This window comes from Micromonospora sp. NPDC048871 (genome assembly GCF_043198155.1).
Classification (GTDB): domain Bacteria; phylum Actinomycetota; class Actinomycetes; order Mycobacteriales; family Micromonosporaceae; genus Micromonospora.
Window position 1 is genome coordinate 728277 of sequence record NZ_JBICUM010000002.1, and the last position, 14250, is coordinate 742526.

Below are 14250 nucleotides of genomic sequence, written 5' to 3' on the forward strand. Positions count from 1 at the left end.
TTACCGTTGTCCGCTCCCCCCGCCGACCCCCCGGTGATATGTCCGACGTCACCCTCCGGGGACAACCAGGCACGACGGCCCATCCGGCGAGGTCGGTGAAATGGGCCTAGCATCGCTGTCATGTCGCGGTACGCCCGATCGGAGCGCAAGGCGCTCGCCGACCTGATGTCCACGCTGGGACCGCAGGCCCCTACCGTCAACGAGGGTTGGACGGTGCGTGACCTCGCCGCCCACCTGGTGATCCGCGAACGTCGGCCGGACGCCGCCGCCGGCATCCTGTTGCCCCCGCTGCGGGATCGCGGCGAACGGGTCCGCCGGCAGGTCGCGGCCGGCGACTGGGCCGACCTGCTCGACCAGGTGCGAAACCCTCCGGTGTGGAGCCCGATGAGCAACCCCCTGACCGACGAGCTGGCCAACACCCTGGAGTTCTTCATCCACCACGAGGATGTCCGCCGGGCCCAGCCGCAGTGGCAGCCGCGCGAGTTGCCGGCCGGGCTGGACCAGACCCTGTGGCGGCGCACCTCGACGATGGCCCGCCTGCGGCTGCGTCGTTTCCCCGCCCGACTGGTCGTGCAGGCACCGGGGCACGGTGAGGTCGTCACCGGCCAGGGCGGCGAAACGGTGCGTCTGGTCGGCCCCCCGGGCGAATTGACCCTGTTCCTGTCCGGTCGGCAGCGGGTGGCCCGGGTGGAGATCGAGGGCCCGACGGCCCTGGCGGACCGGCTGCGCGGGGCCAAGCTGGGCTTTTAGCTAGGTGTGCAGAACCGGCCACCGACCACACCCGAATAGTTATCTGGTGCGTACCGTGAGTTGATCGAGCCTCCCGTACGCTTGCCGCGCCGCTCCGCCCGGGGCGACAGGAACAGGGAAACTCGATGCGAAGCTTTGCGCTGTCCGTCCTGCGAGAACCGCCCTTCACCGCGGATCAGCACCAGGACACCGAGGCGCTGGCGCAGGAGAGCGAGAGCTGGGCGCAGCGGCTGGGACTGATCAGTAACGGACAGCGGTTGCGTCGCGCGGACGCTGCCGGGCTGGCCGGCCGGGCCTGCCCGCAGGCACCCCGTGATCGCCTGCGCCTGCTGTCCGACCTGATCTCCTGGCTGTTCGTGATGGACGACGCCTGCGACGAGGACGGTCTGGGGGCCGATCCGACCCGCCTGGCCCCCACCCTGGCGGCCCTGCTGGACGTACTGGATCAGCAGGGTGGCCGGGACGCCGACCCGGCCGCCGGCGCGTTGGGGGCGGCGCTGGCCGACCTGTGCCGCCGGGTACGCGCCCACGACCGGCCGGCCGTGTTGCTGCGGTTCACCTCGGCCATGCGGGAGTACCTGCTGGCCCTGCTCTGGGAGGCGGCCAACCGGGAGCACGACCGGGTGCCCCCGGTGCACGAGTACGTGCAGATGCGTCGGCACACCGGCGGGGTCTTCCCCAGCCTCACCCTGACCGACCTGGCCCTGGACGGCTTCCCCTCGGCCGAGCACCGGGCCGACCCGCAGTGGGCCGCCCTGGATCAACTCGCGGCCAACCTGATCTGCTGGTGCAACGACGTCTTCTCGTACCGCAAGGAGCATCGGGCCGGGCCGGACGCGCATAACCTGGTCACCGTCCTGAGCCGGGAGACCGGCGACGAGACCGCGGCGATCCGAGCCGCGGCGGCCCGCTTCAACGAGGAACTCGGCACCTACCTGACCACGGAGAGCGACCTGCTGGCGCAGCACGGCGAGGCGGTCCGGCCGGCGTTGGCGACCCGCCGGAACTGGATCCGGGCGACCTACGACTGGTCCCTGGCAGCGCAGCGCTACGCCTGAACGGGCCGACCGGAGCGGAAACCGGCCGGTGGATGATCGACGGGGCTAGCCGACTCCCCGCACAGGCAATACCCTTCGGTAACGAACACTCGACGTGACGATGGTCACGCCTCCACCCCCGAAGGCGGCTACAGCGATGGCTCTCGATGTACCGTACCGTTCCATTCCTGACATGTTCCTCAAGCGCGTGGCGGCCACCCCCGACCGCCAGGCTTTCGGTCGTCCCGGCCCGGACAACTCCCCGGTATGGCTGACCTGGGCGCAGGTCGCCGAGCGGGCCAAGGCGGTCGCCGCCGGTCTGCACGGCCTGGGCGTCGGCCAGGAGGACCCGGTGGCGATCCTGGCGAACACCCGGCTCGACTGGGTCATCGCCGATTTCGGCATCATGTGTGCCGGCGGTGCCACCACCACGGTCTACCCCACCACGGAGCCCGACGACGCGACCTACATCATCGCCGACTCCGGTTCCAAGGTGCTGTTCGCCGAGGACCCCAGCCAGGCGGCGAAGATCGCCGGGGCCCAGCTGCCCGCGCTGACCCACGTGATCCTCATCGACGGGGAGCCCGACCCCTCGGCTGCCGTACCCCAGCTCACCCTCGCCCAGCTGGAGAAGCAGGGCGCCGAGCGGCTGGCCGAGGATCCGGAGCTGGTCGACCGCCTGGTCTCCGAGATCGGCCCGGACCACCTGGCCACCCTGATCTACACCTCCGGCACCACCGGCCGCCCCAAGGGGGTCGAACTGCTGCACGGTGGCTGGTGCTGGGAGGGTGTAGCCCAGGAGGCGGTCGGTCTGCTGCGCAATGACGACCTCCAGTACCTCTGGCTGCCGCTGTCGCACTCCTTCGGCAAGACCCTGCTCTGCGGGGCCACCCACGTCGGCCTGCCGACGTATGTCGACGGCCGGGTCGACAAGCTGGTCGAGCTGCTCTCGGTGGTCCGACCGACCCTGATGTGCGGTGCCCCCCGGGTGTTCGAGAAGGTCTACAACAAGTCGGTGACCACCGCCCAGGACGCCGGTGGCGCCAAGGCGAAGATCTTCGCCTGGGCGGTCGGGGTCGGCAAGGAGAAGGTCGCCCTGGAGCAGGCCGGCAAGCCCCTGCCCGGCGGCCTGAAGTTCAAGTACTCGCTGGCCGAGAAGCTGGTCTTCAGCAAGCTCCAGGCCCGCCTCGGTGGCCGGATCCGGGTACTGGTGTCCGGTGCCGCCCCGCTCAGCCCGGAGATCGCCACCTTCTTCGCCGCCGCCAACCTGCCCATCTCCGAGGGGTACGGGCTGACCGAGTCCAGCGCCGGCAACTTCGTCAACCCGCCCAACGGGCTGCGCATCGGCACGGTCGGCAAGGCGATGGGTGACCTGGAGTGCCGCATCGACACCGACGGGGAGATCCTGATCAAGGGTCGTCCGGTGATGCGCGGCTACCACAACCTGCCCGAGGAGACCGCCGCCGCCTTCACCGAAGACGGCTTCTTCCGCACCGGTGACATCGGCGAGCTCGACGCCGACGGCTACCTGCGGATCACCGACCGGAAGAAGGACCTGGTCAAGACCTCCGGCGGCAAGTACATCGCCCCCTCGTACATCGAGGGCATGTTCAAGGCGACCTGCCCGTACACCTCGCAGGCGGTGGTCATCGGCCAGGCCCGCAACTACTGCACCATGCTGGTCACCCTGGACCCGGACGCCATCGTCGGCTGGGCGGCCGGCACCCCCCTGGAGGGTCGGCCGTACGCCGAGATCGTCGCCTCGCCGGAGGCCAAGGCGATGGTCGAGGAGTACGTCGCCCAGCTCAACAGCAAGCTCAACCGCTGGGAGACCATCAAGCAGGTCACCATCCTGCCGCGCGACCTGACCATCGAGGACGGCGAGATCACCCCGTCCCTGAAGATCAAGCGTCGCGGGGTGGAGAGCAACTTCTCCACCGAGATCGACAAGATGTACACCGGCACGGTCGCCGAACTCTGACGGCGATCCGCTCCGAGCCGGCCCCGCACCCCACCCAGGGCGCGGGGCCGGCTCGTTGCCTCCCGACCGCTCAGGCGATGACGCTGGGTTCCCGCCAGCGGGGCGCCCCGCCCCGGTCCAGGTCGTAGCGGACCGCGGCGAGCCGCCCGACCGCCTCGACCAGGTCGGCCGAGGGCAGGGTGAAGGGCAGTCGCAGGAAACGCTCCAGGGTGCCGTCCAGGCCGAACCGGGGACCGGGGGCCAGGCGTACCCCGACCTCCTCGGCCGCCCGCGCCAGGGCGCTGGAGATCGGCCCGTCCAGCTCGGCCCAGAGGGTCACCCCACCCCGGGGCACGGTGACCCGCCACTCCGGCAGCCGCGCCGCCAGGGCCCCGAGCAGGGCGTCGCGCTGGGCGGTCAACTGGGCCCGCCGGGCGGCCACGATGGTCGGCGCGGCGGCCATCAGGTGTACGGCGACCAGTTGGTCCAGGACCGGGCTGGCCATGTCCACCCCCACCCGGGCTGCGGCCAGCCGCTGCACCTGTGGGGCGGAGGCGCGGATCCAGCCGATCCGCAGCCCACCCCAGAAGGGCTTGCTCATCCCGCCGATGCTGACCACCCGGGAGTGCCGGTCGAAGCTGGCGGTAGGCGGCGGCAGGGGGGAGTCGTCCAGCGACAGGTCCACGAAGGACTCGTCGATGACGAGGTCGGTGCCGACCGCGTGGGCGGTGGCCACCAGCCGCTCCCGCAGGTCGGCCGACATCAGGTGACCGGTCGGATTCTGGAAGTCGGGGATCAGGTACGCGACCCGGGGACGCACCTGCCGCAGCGAGCCGAGCAGGAGGTCGGCGTCCCAGCCGTTCAGCTCGGCGGCCAGGCCGTGGGTGGTGATCCGGGCCCGCCGGGCGGCCAGGGCGGCCAGGGCGTTGGGGTAGCTCGGCGACTCCACCAGCACGCTGCCACCCGGGGCCAGGGCCAGACGCAGCACCAGATCCAGCGCGTGCTGGGTGCCGTTGGTGACCATGATCTGATCCGGTGAGGTGGGCAGGCCCCGGTCGGCGTAGGCCTGGGCCACCGCCTCCCGCAGCTCGATGATGCCGATCGGGTGGTACCCGGCACCCCCGAGGTAGCGCGGCAGGTCCTCGGCCGCCGCGCGGGCGGCCGGCAGCAGCTCCGGTGGGGCGGCCAGGGCCGCCACCCCGAGATCGAGCATGTCCCGGTCGTCCAGCGGGATCCACAGGCCGTTGCTGGCCACCCGGTGGGTTCCGGGCAGCATGGTCCAGCTGCCCGCACCGCGCCGACTGGCCAGGTGTCCGCTGTCGCGCAGTTCGCGGTAGGCGGCCGTGACGGTGGTCCGGCTGATCTGCAGCGCCTCGGCCAGGTCCCGCTCGGCCGGCAGCCGTACCCCCAGCGGTAGCCGACCGTCCGCGAGCAGGCCGCGTACCGCACCGGCCAGGGCGGCGTAGTCCGGTCTGCGTCGGCGGCCCGGCAACGCATGCCACTGCCCTAGCAGGCGGGCCAATTGGGCTCCGCGTACCTGACTGGTCATGGCCGCTCCCCCGATATTGGCTCTTTCTGACCCTCAATTGGCCACTAGGGTGGCAGGAGTGACTTTGATTGGCAACCTGCGGCATCGTCCGGTGCGACGGCTGGTGCAACTGTTCGTCGGCCTGCTGCTGTACGGAGCCAGCATGGCGATGATGCTCCGTTCCGAACTCGGCCTGAACCCCTGGGACGTGTTCCACCAGGGGGTTTCCCGGCTCACCGGGCTGAGCATGGGCACGGTGGTCATCCTCGTGGGGGCGGTGGTCCTGCTGGCCTGGATCCCCCTGCGGGAACGTCCCGGCCTCGGCACGGTGGCCAATGTGCTCGTGGTCGGCCTGACGGTCGACCTGACCCTGGCCCTGCTGCCGCCGGTGGAGAACCTCGCCGTCCAGATCGTCCTGCTGACCGCCGGGATCGTGGGTAACGGGCTGGCCACCGCCCTCTACCTCGGGGCCCGCCTCGGGCCCGGTCCCCGGGACGGGCTGATGACCGGTTTCGTCGCCCGCCGGCCGGGACTCTCGTTGCGCCTGGTCCGCACCGTCCTGGAGATCGGGGTACTGGCCGTGGGCGCGCTGCTCGGCGGGAAACTCGGCATCGGCACGGTCGCCTACGCCCTGGCCATCGGGCCGCTGACGCAACTCTTCCTGCCCCACTGCGACGTGCCGGAGCCGCAACGGGAGGCCCCAGCACGGGTCGAGACGGCATCGACCGTCTGACGGTCACTCAGAGCAATCACCCTGCTCGACGGCCGGCCGTGACCACCGAGGTCACGGCCCTGCCTTCCGGCCCGCATATAACCGCCCGTAACTCTTGGGTGGGTGGTGTTTTCTTGACCCCGGATGGGACGGCAGAATCCTCACATGGGGGAGAACGCCTGGCGCCGGACGGATGCATGGATCTTCGTCTCGCTGGTGATCGCCAGCGGTGCGGGACGGCACCGGCGGTCCCCGACCACCCGCCGCCCGGAGGGCGTACGCCTGGCCGATGTGCTGTCCACGGCCGACCATCTTGACCAGAGCATCCCGGAGCGGCACGACATCGAGGAGGCGATCCGGCGGCTGCTCGGTGCCGGCCTGGTCGATGTCGCCGACGGCTGGTTCCGGATCACCCCGGACGGCGAACGGCTGTGGCGGTCCCGGCCCACCGCCGGGCTGGCCACCACGGTCGACACCGTGCAGAGTGTGCTCAGCCGCCGGCACGCGCCGGGGTCGGCCGAATGGCACCTGGACGAGGCCGAGCACGCCGCCGCCGTACAGGAGTATCTGGTCCGGACCATCCCGATGCCCCGCCGTTCCCCGGAGGGGCATTCCGGCCGCAACTGAGCCCGCGAGGGCTCAGCGGGCCGGGTGCCTGAGCCCCGCGAGGGCCAGCGGCCGGGGTGCCTGAGCCGCGGCGAGGGTCAGCGGACCGGGTGACCGGCCGTGCGCAGGGCGTCCTTGACCTGGCCTACGGTCAGCTCCCCGAAGTGGAAGACACTGGCCGCCAGCACCGCGTCGGCGCCGGCACCGATCGCCGGTGGGAAGTGGGCCACCTCGCCCGCGCCGCCGCTGGCCACCACGGGAACCTCGACCACCCGGCGGACCGCCCCGATGAGTTCCAGGTCGAAGCCCGCCTTGGTGCCGTCGGCGTCCATGGAGTTGAGCAGGATCTCCCCGGCGCCCAGCTCCGCGCCGCGCTGCGCCCACTGCACGGCGTCCAGCCCGGTGCCCCGTCGGCCGCCGTGGGTGGTGACCTCGAAGCCGCTGGGGGTGGTGCCGGCCGGGGCCCGTCGTACGTCCAGGGAGAGCACCAGCACCTGCCGACCGAACCGGTCGGCGATCTCGGCGATCAACTCGGGTCGGGCGATCGCTGCCGTGTTCACCCCGACCTTGTCGGCTCCGGCGCGCAGCAGGGTGTCCACGTCGGCGACCGCGCGTACCCCACCGCCGACGGTCAACGGGATGAAGACCGACTCGGCCGTACGCCGCACCACGTCCAGCATGGTGCCCCGGTCACTGGAGGAGGCGGTCACGTCCAGGAAGGTCAACTCGTCCGCGCCCGCCCGGTCGTAGGCCGCCGCCAACTCGACCGGATCACCGGCGTCGCGCAGGTCGAGGAAGTTCACCCCCTTGACCACCCGACCCGCGTCCACGTCGAGACAGGGGATCACCCGTACCGCCACCGTCATGACATCAGCCTTTCGTCGCGCCTCGGACCCGCTGCGCCCCCGTCCGAGGCCGCCGGCGGTGTTAACCGGGGTCCCCTGCTCTACCGCAGGCGTTAACAAGGGGCCCTTCCTTACTGCTCGCCCTACTGCTCGGCCAGGGTCTGGAGGGCCTGGGCGACCGTGAAGGCACCGGCGTAGAGGGCCTTTCCGGCGATCACACCCTCGACTCCGATGGGTTCCAGGGTGGCCAGGGCCCGCAGGTCGTCCAGGGTCGAGACACCCCCGGAGGCGATCACCGGGGCGTCGGTACGGGAGCAGACCTCCCGCAGCAGGTCCAGGTTCGGCCCCCGCATGGTGCCGTCCTTGGTGATGTCGGTGACCACGTACCGGGCGGCACCGGCCTTGTCCAGGCGCTCCAGCACCTCGTACAGGTCACCGCCGTCGCGGGTCCAGCCCCGGGCCGCCAGGGTGCGTCCCCGCACGTCCAGCCCGATCGCCACCCGGTCGCCGTACTCGCCGCAGATCCGGTCGCACCACTGCGGGTCCTCCAGGGCGGCGGTGCCGATGTTCACCCGGGCCGCACCGGTGGCCAGGGCGGCCCGCAGTGAGGCGTCGTCGCGGATGCCACCGGACAACTCCACCTGCACGTCGAGCCGACGCACCACCTCGGCCAGCAGTCCGGCGTTGGAGCCCCGGCCGAAGGCCGCGTCCAGGTCGACCAGGTGGATCCACTCGGCGCCGTCCCGCTGCCAGGCCAGGGCGGCCTCCAACGGGTCACCGTAGGTGGTCTCGCTGCCTGCGGCGCCCTGCACGAGCCGGACGGCCTGGCCGTCGGCGACGTCCACGGCGGGCAACAGAGTGAGGCTCACGTGTCTTTGTCCTTCCAGAGTCAGGAACGGCGGTCCAGGGCGATCACCACGATCACCGGCAGTACGAGCAGCAACAGCACGATCAACACGACACGCAGCGCCAGGTCCGGTACGAGCACCCAGATCAGGGTGATCATCGCCAGGGTCAGCGCCGCGATGGTGGCCCGTTCCCTCCGGGAGTAGCGCAGCAGGCGTCCCGTACGCCCACGTCGCACCGTGGGCACCATCCGCCGGACCAGCGCCCGGCGGCGGGCCCGGCGGGCCATGGCCCGTTCCCGGGCCACCCGTCTGCGCGCCGCCTCGGCCTCCCGGGCCGCCCGGCGACGGGCCCGCTCCTTGCTCACCGGGCCCCCCGCCGCACCCGGCCGCCCGGCCACGCCGGGCCGTTCGGTTCAGCCATCGGTGGGGAGTGTGGCCAGCCAGTTGCGCAGCAACATGGCGCCGGTGTCGGCGGATTTCTCCGGGTGGAACTGGGCGGCCGACAGCGGCCCCCGCTCCACCGCGGCGACGAAGTCGGCCTCGTGGTGGGCGATGGTCACCCGAGCGCCGGCGGCGGTCAGGGCGGCCGGGTCGCAGACGGCGTACGAGTGGACGAAGTAGAACCGACTGTCCGTCGGCAACCCGGCGAACAGCACCGAACCGGCCGGCGGCTCGACCGTGTTCCAGCCCATGTGCGGCAGCCGGGCGGCCGGCAACCGGCTGACGTTGCCGGGCAGCAGGCCCAGTCCCTTGGTGACGACCCCGTGTTCGTCACCGGACTCGAAGAGGATCTGCATGCCCACGCAGATGCCCAGCACCGGACGGCCGGCGGCTACCCGTCCGGCGATCACCGGACCGGCACCCAGGGCCTCGATGCCGGCCATGCAGGCGGCGAAGGCACCGACCCCGGGCACCACCAGACCTTCGGCGTCGGCCGCGGCGGCCAGGTCGTCGGTGACGGTGACCTCGGCACCGGCGGCGGCCAGGGCCCGCTCGGCGGAGCGCAGGTTGCCCGAGCCGTAGTCGAGCACCACCACCCGGGGCCGGGGGGTGTCGCGGTCCGTCACGATCCCTCCCCGGGCAGCAGCCACAACACCCCGGCCACGGTGGCCAGCACCGCCAGCAGGGCGGTGACCACGACGGCCCCGCGCGGGGCGCCCTGCCGGTGCAGGGACCAGGTCCCGCCCACCAGCACCCCGGCGAAGATCAGCAGCAGGGTCGGCAGGATCCCGCTCATCGACGCCACCCCCGCCCGTACCGCCCGGCGGCCATCACAGGGCACCCTTCGTGCTGGGGATGACCCCGGCCGAGCGCGGATCGATCGCGGTGGCCTCCCGCAGGGCCCGGGACACCGCCTTGAACTGCGCCTCCACCACGTGGTGGGCGTCCGGGTGGCCCCCCGGACGGGCCGCCCGCAGCACGTCCACGTGCAGGGTGATCCGGGCCGCCTGGCCGAAGGACTCCCAGATGTGCCGGGTCATGCTGGTCGGGTAGACCGGCCCGATGTACGGGGTCAGCAGCGGCTCGTCGTGCACCACGTACGGCCGACCGGACAGGTCGACGGCGGCCCGGACCAGCACCTCGTCCATCGGGACGGTGGCCGAGCCGTACCGGCGGATGCCGGCCTTGTCCCCCAGCGCCTGATCGAACGCGGCGCCGAGCGCCAACGCGGTGTCCTCCATCGTGTGGTGAGCGTCGATCTCCAGGTCACCCACGGTCTGGACGGTCAGGTCGAAGCCGCCGTGCCGGGCGATCTGGTGCAGCATGTGGTCGTAGAAGCCGACCCCGGTGCTGATCTCCGCCGCTCCGGTGCCGTCCAGGTCGATCTCGACCAGGACCTTGGTCTCCTTGGTGATCCGCTCCACCCGGGCGGTCCGGCTCATCATGTGCCTTTCGGTCGCGGCGGGGCCGACAGGCCCGCCCGCTGGATCTGATCGATGGCTGCCAGGAAGGCGTCGGTCTCGGCGGGGGTGCCCGCGGTCACCCGCAGCCAGCCGGGCAGGCCGACGTCGCGGACCAGCACACCATGATCGAGCATCGCCTGCCAGGCCAGGGTCTGGTCACCGTCGACGGCGTACAACACGAAGTTGGCGTCACTGTCGGCCACCCGCAGGCCACGGCGACGCAGCTCGGTGACGATCCGGTCGCGCTGCTGCATGATCGCGGCGACCGTGCCGAGCAGGGCGTCCCGGTGGGCCAGGGCGGCCCGGGCCGCGGCCTGGGTGAGCGCGGAGAGGTGGTACGGCAGGCGGACCAGTTGCACCGCCTCCACCACGGCCGGATCGGCCGCCAGGTAGCCCAACCGGCCACCGGCGAACCCGAAGGCCTTGCTCATCGTGCGGGTGACCACCAGCCGGGGGTGACCGGGCAGCACCGCCAGGGCGCTGACCGTACCCGGGCGGGCGAACTCCGCGTACGCCTCGTCGACCACGACCATCCCGGGGGCGACCTCCAGCACCGCGGAGATCACCGCCGGGTCCAGGGCCGTGCCGGTGGGGTTGTTCGGCGAGCAGAGGAAGACCACGTCCGGTCGGTGTTCCCGGACCTGGGCCACGGCCTCCTCGACGGTCAGCCCGAAATCGACCCCCCGGCGGGCCGGCACCCACCGGGTGCCGGTGCCCAAGGCCAGGAGCGGATGCATCGAGTACGCCGGGACGAACCCCAGGGCGGTACGCCCCGGACCCCCGAAGGCCTGGAGCAGTTGCTGCTGGATCTCGTTGGAGCCGTTGGCCGCCCACACCCCCTCGGTGGTCAGCCCGTGACCTAGGTAGGCGGCCAGGTCGGCGCGCAACGCCACCGCGTCCCGATCCGGATAGCGGTTGAGGTCCCGCACCTCGGCCGCGACGGCCTTGGTGATCGCCTCGGCCACCTCCTCGGGCACCGGGTAGGAGTTCTCGTTGGTGTTCAGCCGCACCGGCACGTCCAGCTGCGGGGCGCCGTACGGCGACCGGCCGCGCAGGTCGTCCCGGATCGGCAGGTCCTTTAGCCGGGTCATGACATCTCCGGGAAGCGGAGGCTGACCGCCTGGCCGTGCGCCGGCAGATCCTCGACGGTGGCCAGGGTGACCACGTGCGGGGCGACCTCCCGCAGCGCCGCCTCGGTGTACTCCACCAGGTGGATGCCGCGCAGGAAGGACTGCACGGACAGCCCCGAGGAGTGCCGGGCACAGCCGCCGGTGGGCAGCACGTGGTTGGAGCCGGCGCAGTAGTCACCCAGGGACACCGGCGAGTACGCCCCGACGAAGATCGCCCCGGCGTTGCGTACCCGCATCGCCCACTCCCGGGCGTCGACCGTCTGGATCTCCAGGTGCTCCGCCGCGTACGCGTCGACCACCCGCAGCCCGGCCGCCAGGTCGTCGACCAGCACGATGCCGCTCTGCGGACCGCGCAGGGCGGTGCCGACCCGCTCGGCGTGCTTGGTGGCCGGCACCTGCCGGGTCAGTTCCCGGTCCACCGCGTCGGCCAGGGCCACCGAGGGGGTGACCAGCACGCTGGCCGCCAGGGGGTCGTGCTCGGCCTGGCTGATCAGGTCGGCGGCGACATGCACCGGGTCGGCGCTGTCGTCGGCCAGGATGGCGATCTCGGTCGGGCCCGCCTCGGCGTCGATGCCGACCACACCCCGCAGCAGCCGCTTGGCCGCGGTGACCCAGATGTTGCCCGGCCCGGTGATCATGTCGACCGGTGCGCAGTGCGCGCTGCCGGCGGCGTCGACCGCGCAGCCGTACGCCAGCATGGCCACCGCCTGGGCGCCGCCGACGGCATAGACCTCGTCGACCCCCAGCAGGGCGCAGGCGGCCAGCACCCGCGCATCGGGCAGCCCGTCGTTGTCCTTCTGCGGCGGGCTGGCCACCACCAGGGACCGGACTCCGGCTTCCTGGGCCGGTACCACGTTCATCACCACGGTCGAGGGGTACATGGCCAGCCCGCCGGGGACGTACAGGCCGACCCGGTCGACCGGAACCCAGCGTTCGGTGACCGTGCCCCCCGGCACCACCGTGGTGGTGTGATCGGTGCGGCGCTGGTCGGCGTGCACCTTGCGAACCCGGGCGATCGCCTCCAGCAACGCGGCCCGTACCTGCGGATCCAGGGTGCTCTCCGCCGCCGCGATGGCCTCGACGGGCACCCGCAGCACCTCCGGGGCCACCCCGTCGAACCGTTCGCTGGCCTCGCGGACCGCCGAGTAACCATGCTCACGGACCGCCGTCACGAGCGGACGGATCTGCTCGACCGCCACGGAGACGTCGAGCTGGGCACGAGGCAGCAGGTCACGCGGGTCGGACAGGCCGCCGCGCAGGTCGATGCGGTTCAACACCCCTGCGAGTCTAGGCGGCCCGTCAGGGCGGCGACCCGCGCCGCCCGTAGGCCGGGACGGTGAGCCGGGACACTCGTCACCCCGCCGGTGCGGCTACCCTCGATTCCGTGAACGCACGGCTGCCGGTGTTCCCGCTCGCCACGGTGCTCTTTCCCGGGCTGGTGCTGCCACTGCACATCTTCGAGGAACGCTACCGGGCCCTGGTCCGACGCCTGATGGCCCAGCCCGAGGGCACCCCACGCGAGTTCGGGGTGGTGGCCATCCGCAGCGGCTGGGAGGTGGCCCCCGCCCCCGGCCGGGTCCTCGCGGGCAGGGGGGAGTTGACCCTGCACGAGGTGGGTTGCAGCGCGGAGCTACGACAGGTCACCGAGTTGGCCGACGGTGGTTTCGACATCGTCACCGTGGGACGGCGCCGGTTCCGGATCGAGCAGCTCGACAACGCGGCCGAGCCCTACCTGACCGCCGAGGTGAGCTGGCTGCCCGAGCCGACCGGCCCGGACGAGGCGGCGAATCTGCTGGCCTCCCGGGTGATCGCGGTCTTCCGGGAATACCTCGGCCTGATGCGCACCGAGGCCGGTCAGCTGACCGAGCAGCTGCCGGAGGACCCGACCGTGCTCTCCCATCTGGTGGCCGCGACGGCCGCACTGACCGTGGCGGACCGGCAGCGACTGCTCGCGATCGATGACACGACCGCCCGGCTGCGCGCCGAGCTGACCCTGCTCAACCGCGAGGCGGCTCTGCTGCGCCAGGTGCGGGCGGTTCCGGTGCCGCTGGCGGAGTTGGCCAAGCCCCCGCCGGCCCCGAACTGACCCCACCGGCCGCCGGCGCCCCCGGCGCGAACCCGCCGGAGGGCGGTGGCGGGCCGCCCGGGGCAGGCGGTGGCGGGTAGGCGCCCGGAGCGGGCGGTGGCGGATAGCCGCCCACCGCGCCCGGCCCGGCCGGCCAGGGGCCGGGTCCACCGGGCGGGTAGCCGGGCGGCAGGGTCAGGTCGGGCTCCGGCTCCGGCTCCGGCTCCGGGCGCAGCGAGGGCCACTGGGACCAGCCCGCCAGCATGGTGTACGTCACGACGGCGCCGAAGGCCGGCAGGAGCAGGTTGCCGTACGGCAGGGGTAGCACCCCGAGGACCATCTCGATTCCACCGGCCCGCAGATCGGCCGGCTTGGTGAAGGCGGTGCCCTCCGGTGCGGTGGCCAGCAGACGTTCGTAGCTGCCCAGCCCGATGCGGCGGCCGACCTGCCAGGCGACCAGCGCCGCGGCCAACGCCCCGGCCACCGCCACGACCAGCCCGAAGGGGCCCCGGCGGCGGCGCAGCACGATCCACAGGGCCAGCCCGGCGAGCACCCCGAAGGCCAGGCCGAGCAGGCTGAACCAGCCGTCGGCGGCGACCGGCTGCTCCGGCTGAGGCTCGCCGTAGACGGCGCCGTTGGCGGTCTTGACCACCGGGGTGGCCGGGGAGATCACCGCCCACAGCAGCCCCAACGGCACCCCGAGCAGGGCCAGTACGAACACGGCCACCAGTCCCACCCGTACGCCGCGGCGGGGTGGGTCGGCCGGTGCCTGGGGGGCAGCCGAGGCGGCCGGTACGGGCGGTTCGACGGCGGGTGTCTCCGGACTCACCCGATGATCCTCGCAGCTTCCTTCGCGCGCTGTACA

16 protein-coding genes are annotated in these 14250 nt (G+C 72.5%); 6 read left to right on the forward strand and 10 right to left on the reverse strand.

The features are described 5' to 3' along the window. The first annotated feature begins 120 nt into the window (after positions 1-120). From ACGFIK_RS07820 to ACGFIK_RS07830, 3 genes are all read left to right on the forward strand, one after another. Positions 121-750: a TIGR03085 family metal-binding protein gene (locus tag ACGFIK_RS07820; RefSeq protein WP_327024878.1), complete on the forward strand. Its 630-nt coding sequence runs from the start codon at positions 121-123 to the stop codon at positions 748-750. A gap of 125 nt (positions 751-875) precedes the next feature. Then, positions 876-1808 carry a terpene synthase gene (locus ACGFIK_RS07825; RefSeq protein WP_327024877.1) on the forward strand — a complete coding sequence of 311 codons (933 nt, stop codon included), beginning with the start codon at positions 876-878 and terminating at the stop codon, positions 1806-1808. A gap of 136 nt (positions 1809-1944) precedes the next feature. Continuing rightward, the gene (locus ACGFIK_RS07830) at positions 1945-3768 is read left to right on the forward strand and encodes a long-chain fatty acid--CoA ligase (protein ID WP_327024876.1); all 1824 of its coding nucleotides are present in this window, start codon (positions 1945-1947) and stop codon (positions 3766-3768) included. A gap of 70 nt (positions 3769-3838) precedes the next feature. Here ACGFIK_RS07830 and ACGFIK_RS07835 read toward each other — a convergent pair whose 3' ends face one another. Next, positions 3839-5296 carry a PLP-dependent aminotransferase family protein gene (locus ACGFIK_RS07835; protein ID WP_327024875.1) on the reverse strand — a complete coding sequence of 486 codons (1458 nt, stop codon included), beginning with the start codon at positions 5294-5296 and terminating at the stop codon, positions 3839-3841. A 58-nt stretch (positions 5297-5354) separates the two neighbouring features. On the opposite strand from ACGFIK_RS07835, the gene ACGFIK_RS07840 reads away from it, so the two are divergent. Next, a complete protein-coding gene (locus tag ACGFIK_RS07840) occupies positions 5355-6008 on the forward strand; it encodes a hypothetical protein (protein ID WP_327024874.1) in 654 nt (217 codons plus the stop codon). Positions 6009-6152: 144 nt separating this feature from the next. After that, positions 6153-6614, forward strand: coding sequence for a hypothetical protein (locus ACGFIK_RS07845; protein WP_327024873.1), 462 nt, complete (start codon positions 6153-6155; stop codon positions 6612-6614). 77 nt (positions 6615-6691) lie between these two features. On the opposite strand, the gene hisF is transcribed toward ACGFIK_RS07845, so the two are convergent. The 8 genes from hisF to hisD form a co-directional block, all read right to left on the reverse strand. Further along, complete coding sequence (hisF, locus tag ACGFIK_RS07850; RefSeq protein WP_327024871.1) at positions 6692-7459, reverse strand: imidazole glycerol phosphate synthase subunit HisF; 768 nt, start codon at positions 7457-7459, stop codon at positions 6692-6694. Between the two features lie 122 nt (positions 7460-7581). Beyond that, positions 7582-8307 carry a bifunctional 1-(5-phosphoribosyl)-5-((5-phosphoribosylamino)methylideneamino)imidazole-4-carboxamide isomerase/phosphoribosylanthranilate isomerase PriA gene (gene priA / locus ACGFIK_RS07855; RefSeq protein ID WP_327024870.1) on the reverse strand — a complete coding sequence of 242 codons (726 nt, stop codon included), beginning with the start codon at positions 8305-8307 and terminating at the stop codon, positions 7582-7584. Positions 8308-8327: 20 nt separating this feature from the next. Then, on the reverse strand, positions 8328-8651 hold the full coding sequence (locus tag ACGFIK_RS07860; protein ID WP_327024869.1) for a hypothetical protein: 324 nt from the start codon (positions 8649-8651) through the stop codon (positions 8328-8330). Positions 8652-8699: 48 nt separating this feature from the next. Then, positions 8700-9353 carry an imidazole glycerol phosphate synthase subunit HisH gene (gene hisH, locus ACGFIK_RS07865; RefSeq protein ID WP_327024868.1) on the reverse strand — a complete coding sequence of 218 codons (654 nt, stop codon included), beginning with the start codon at positions 9351-9353 and terminating at the stop codon, positions 8700-8702. Next, positions 9350-9523: a hypothetical protein gene (locus ACGFIK_RS07870; RefSeq protein WP_327024867.1), complete on the reverse strand. Its 174-nt coding sequence runs from the start codon at positions 9521-9523 to the stop codon at positions 9350-9352. Before ACGFIK_RS07870 ends, hisH begins: the two co-directional genes overlap by 4 nt. Before the next feature lie 34 nt (positions 9524-9557). Continuing rightward, a complete protein-coding gene (gene hisB, locus ACGFIK_RS07875; RefSeq protein WP_327027035.1) occupies positions 9558-10169 on the reverse strand; it encodes an imidazoleglycerol-phosphate dehydratase HisB in 612 nt (203 codons plus the stop codon). Then, the gene (locus ACGFIK_RS07880) at positions 10169-11281 is read right to left on the reverse strand and encodes a histidinol-phosphate transaminase (protein ID WP_327024866.1); all 1113 of its coding nucleotides are present in this window, start codon (positions 11279-11281) and stop codon (positions 10169-10171) included. Before ACGFIK_RS07880 ends, hisB begins: the two co-directional genes overlap by 1 nt. Beyond that, the gene (gene hisD, locus ACGFIK_RS07885; RefSeq protein WP_327024865.1) at positions 11278-12597 is read right to left on the reverse strand and encodes a histidinol dehydrogenase; all 1320 of its coding nucleotides are present in this window, start codon (positions 12595-12597) and stop codon (positions 11278-11280) included. The genes ACGFIK_RS07880 and hisD overlap by 4 nt, the downstream gene beginning before the upstream one ends. A 107-nt stretch (positions 12598-12704) precedes the next feature. Between hisD and ACGFIK_RS07890 the strand changes: the two genes are divergently transcribed. Further along, positions 12705-13406, forward strand: coding sequence for an LON peptidase substrate-binding domain-containing protein (locus ACGFIK_RS07890; protein ID WP_327024864.1), 702 nt, complete (start codon positions 12705-12707; stop codon positions 13404-13406). Here the strand turns inward: ACGFIK_RS07890 and ACGFIK_RS07895 are convergent. Further along, on the reverse strand, positions 13318-14214 hold the full coding sequence (locus ACGFIK_RS07895; protein WP_327024863.1) for a DUF2567 domain-containing protein: 897 nt from the start codon (positions 14212-14214) through the stop codon (positions 13318-13320). The two genes, ACGFIK_RS07890 and ACGFIK_RS07895, sit on opposite strands and share 89 nt — an antisense overlap. Between the last annotated feature and the right edge of the window lie 36 nt (positions 14215-14250).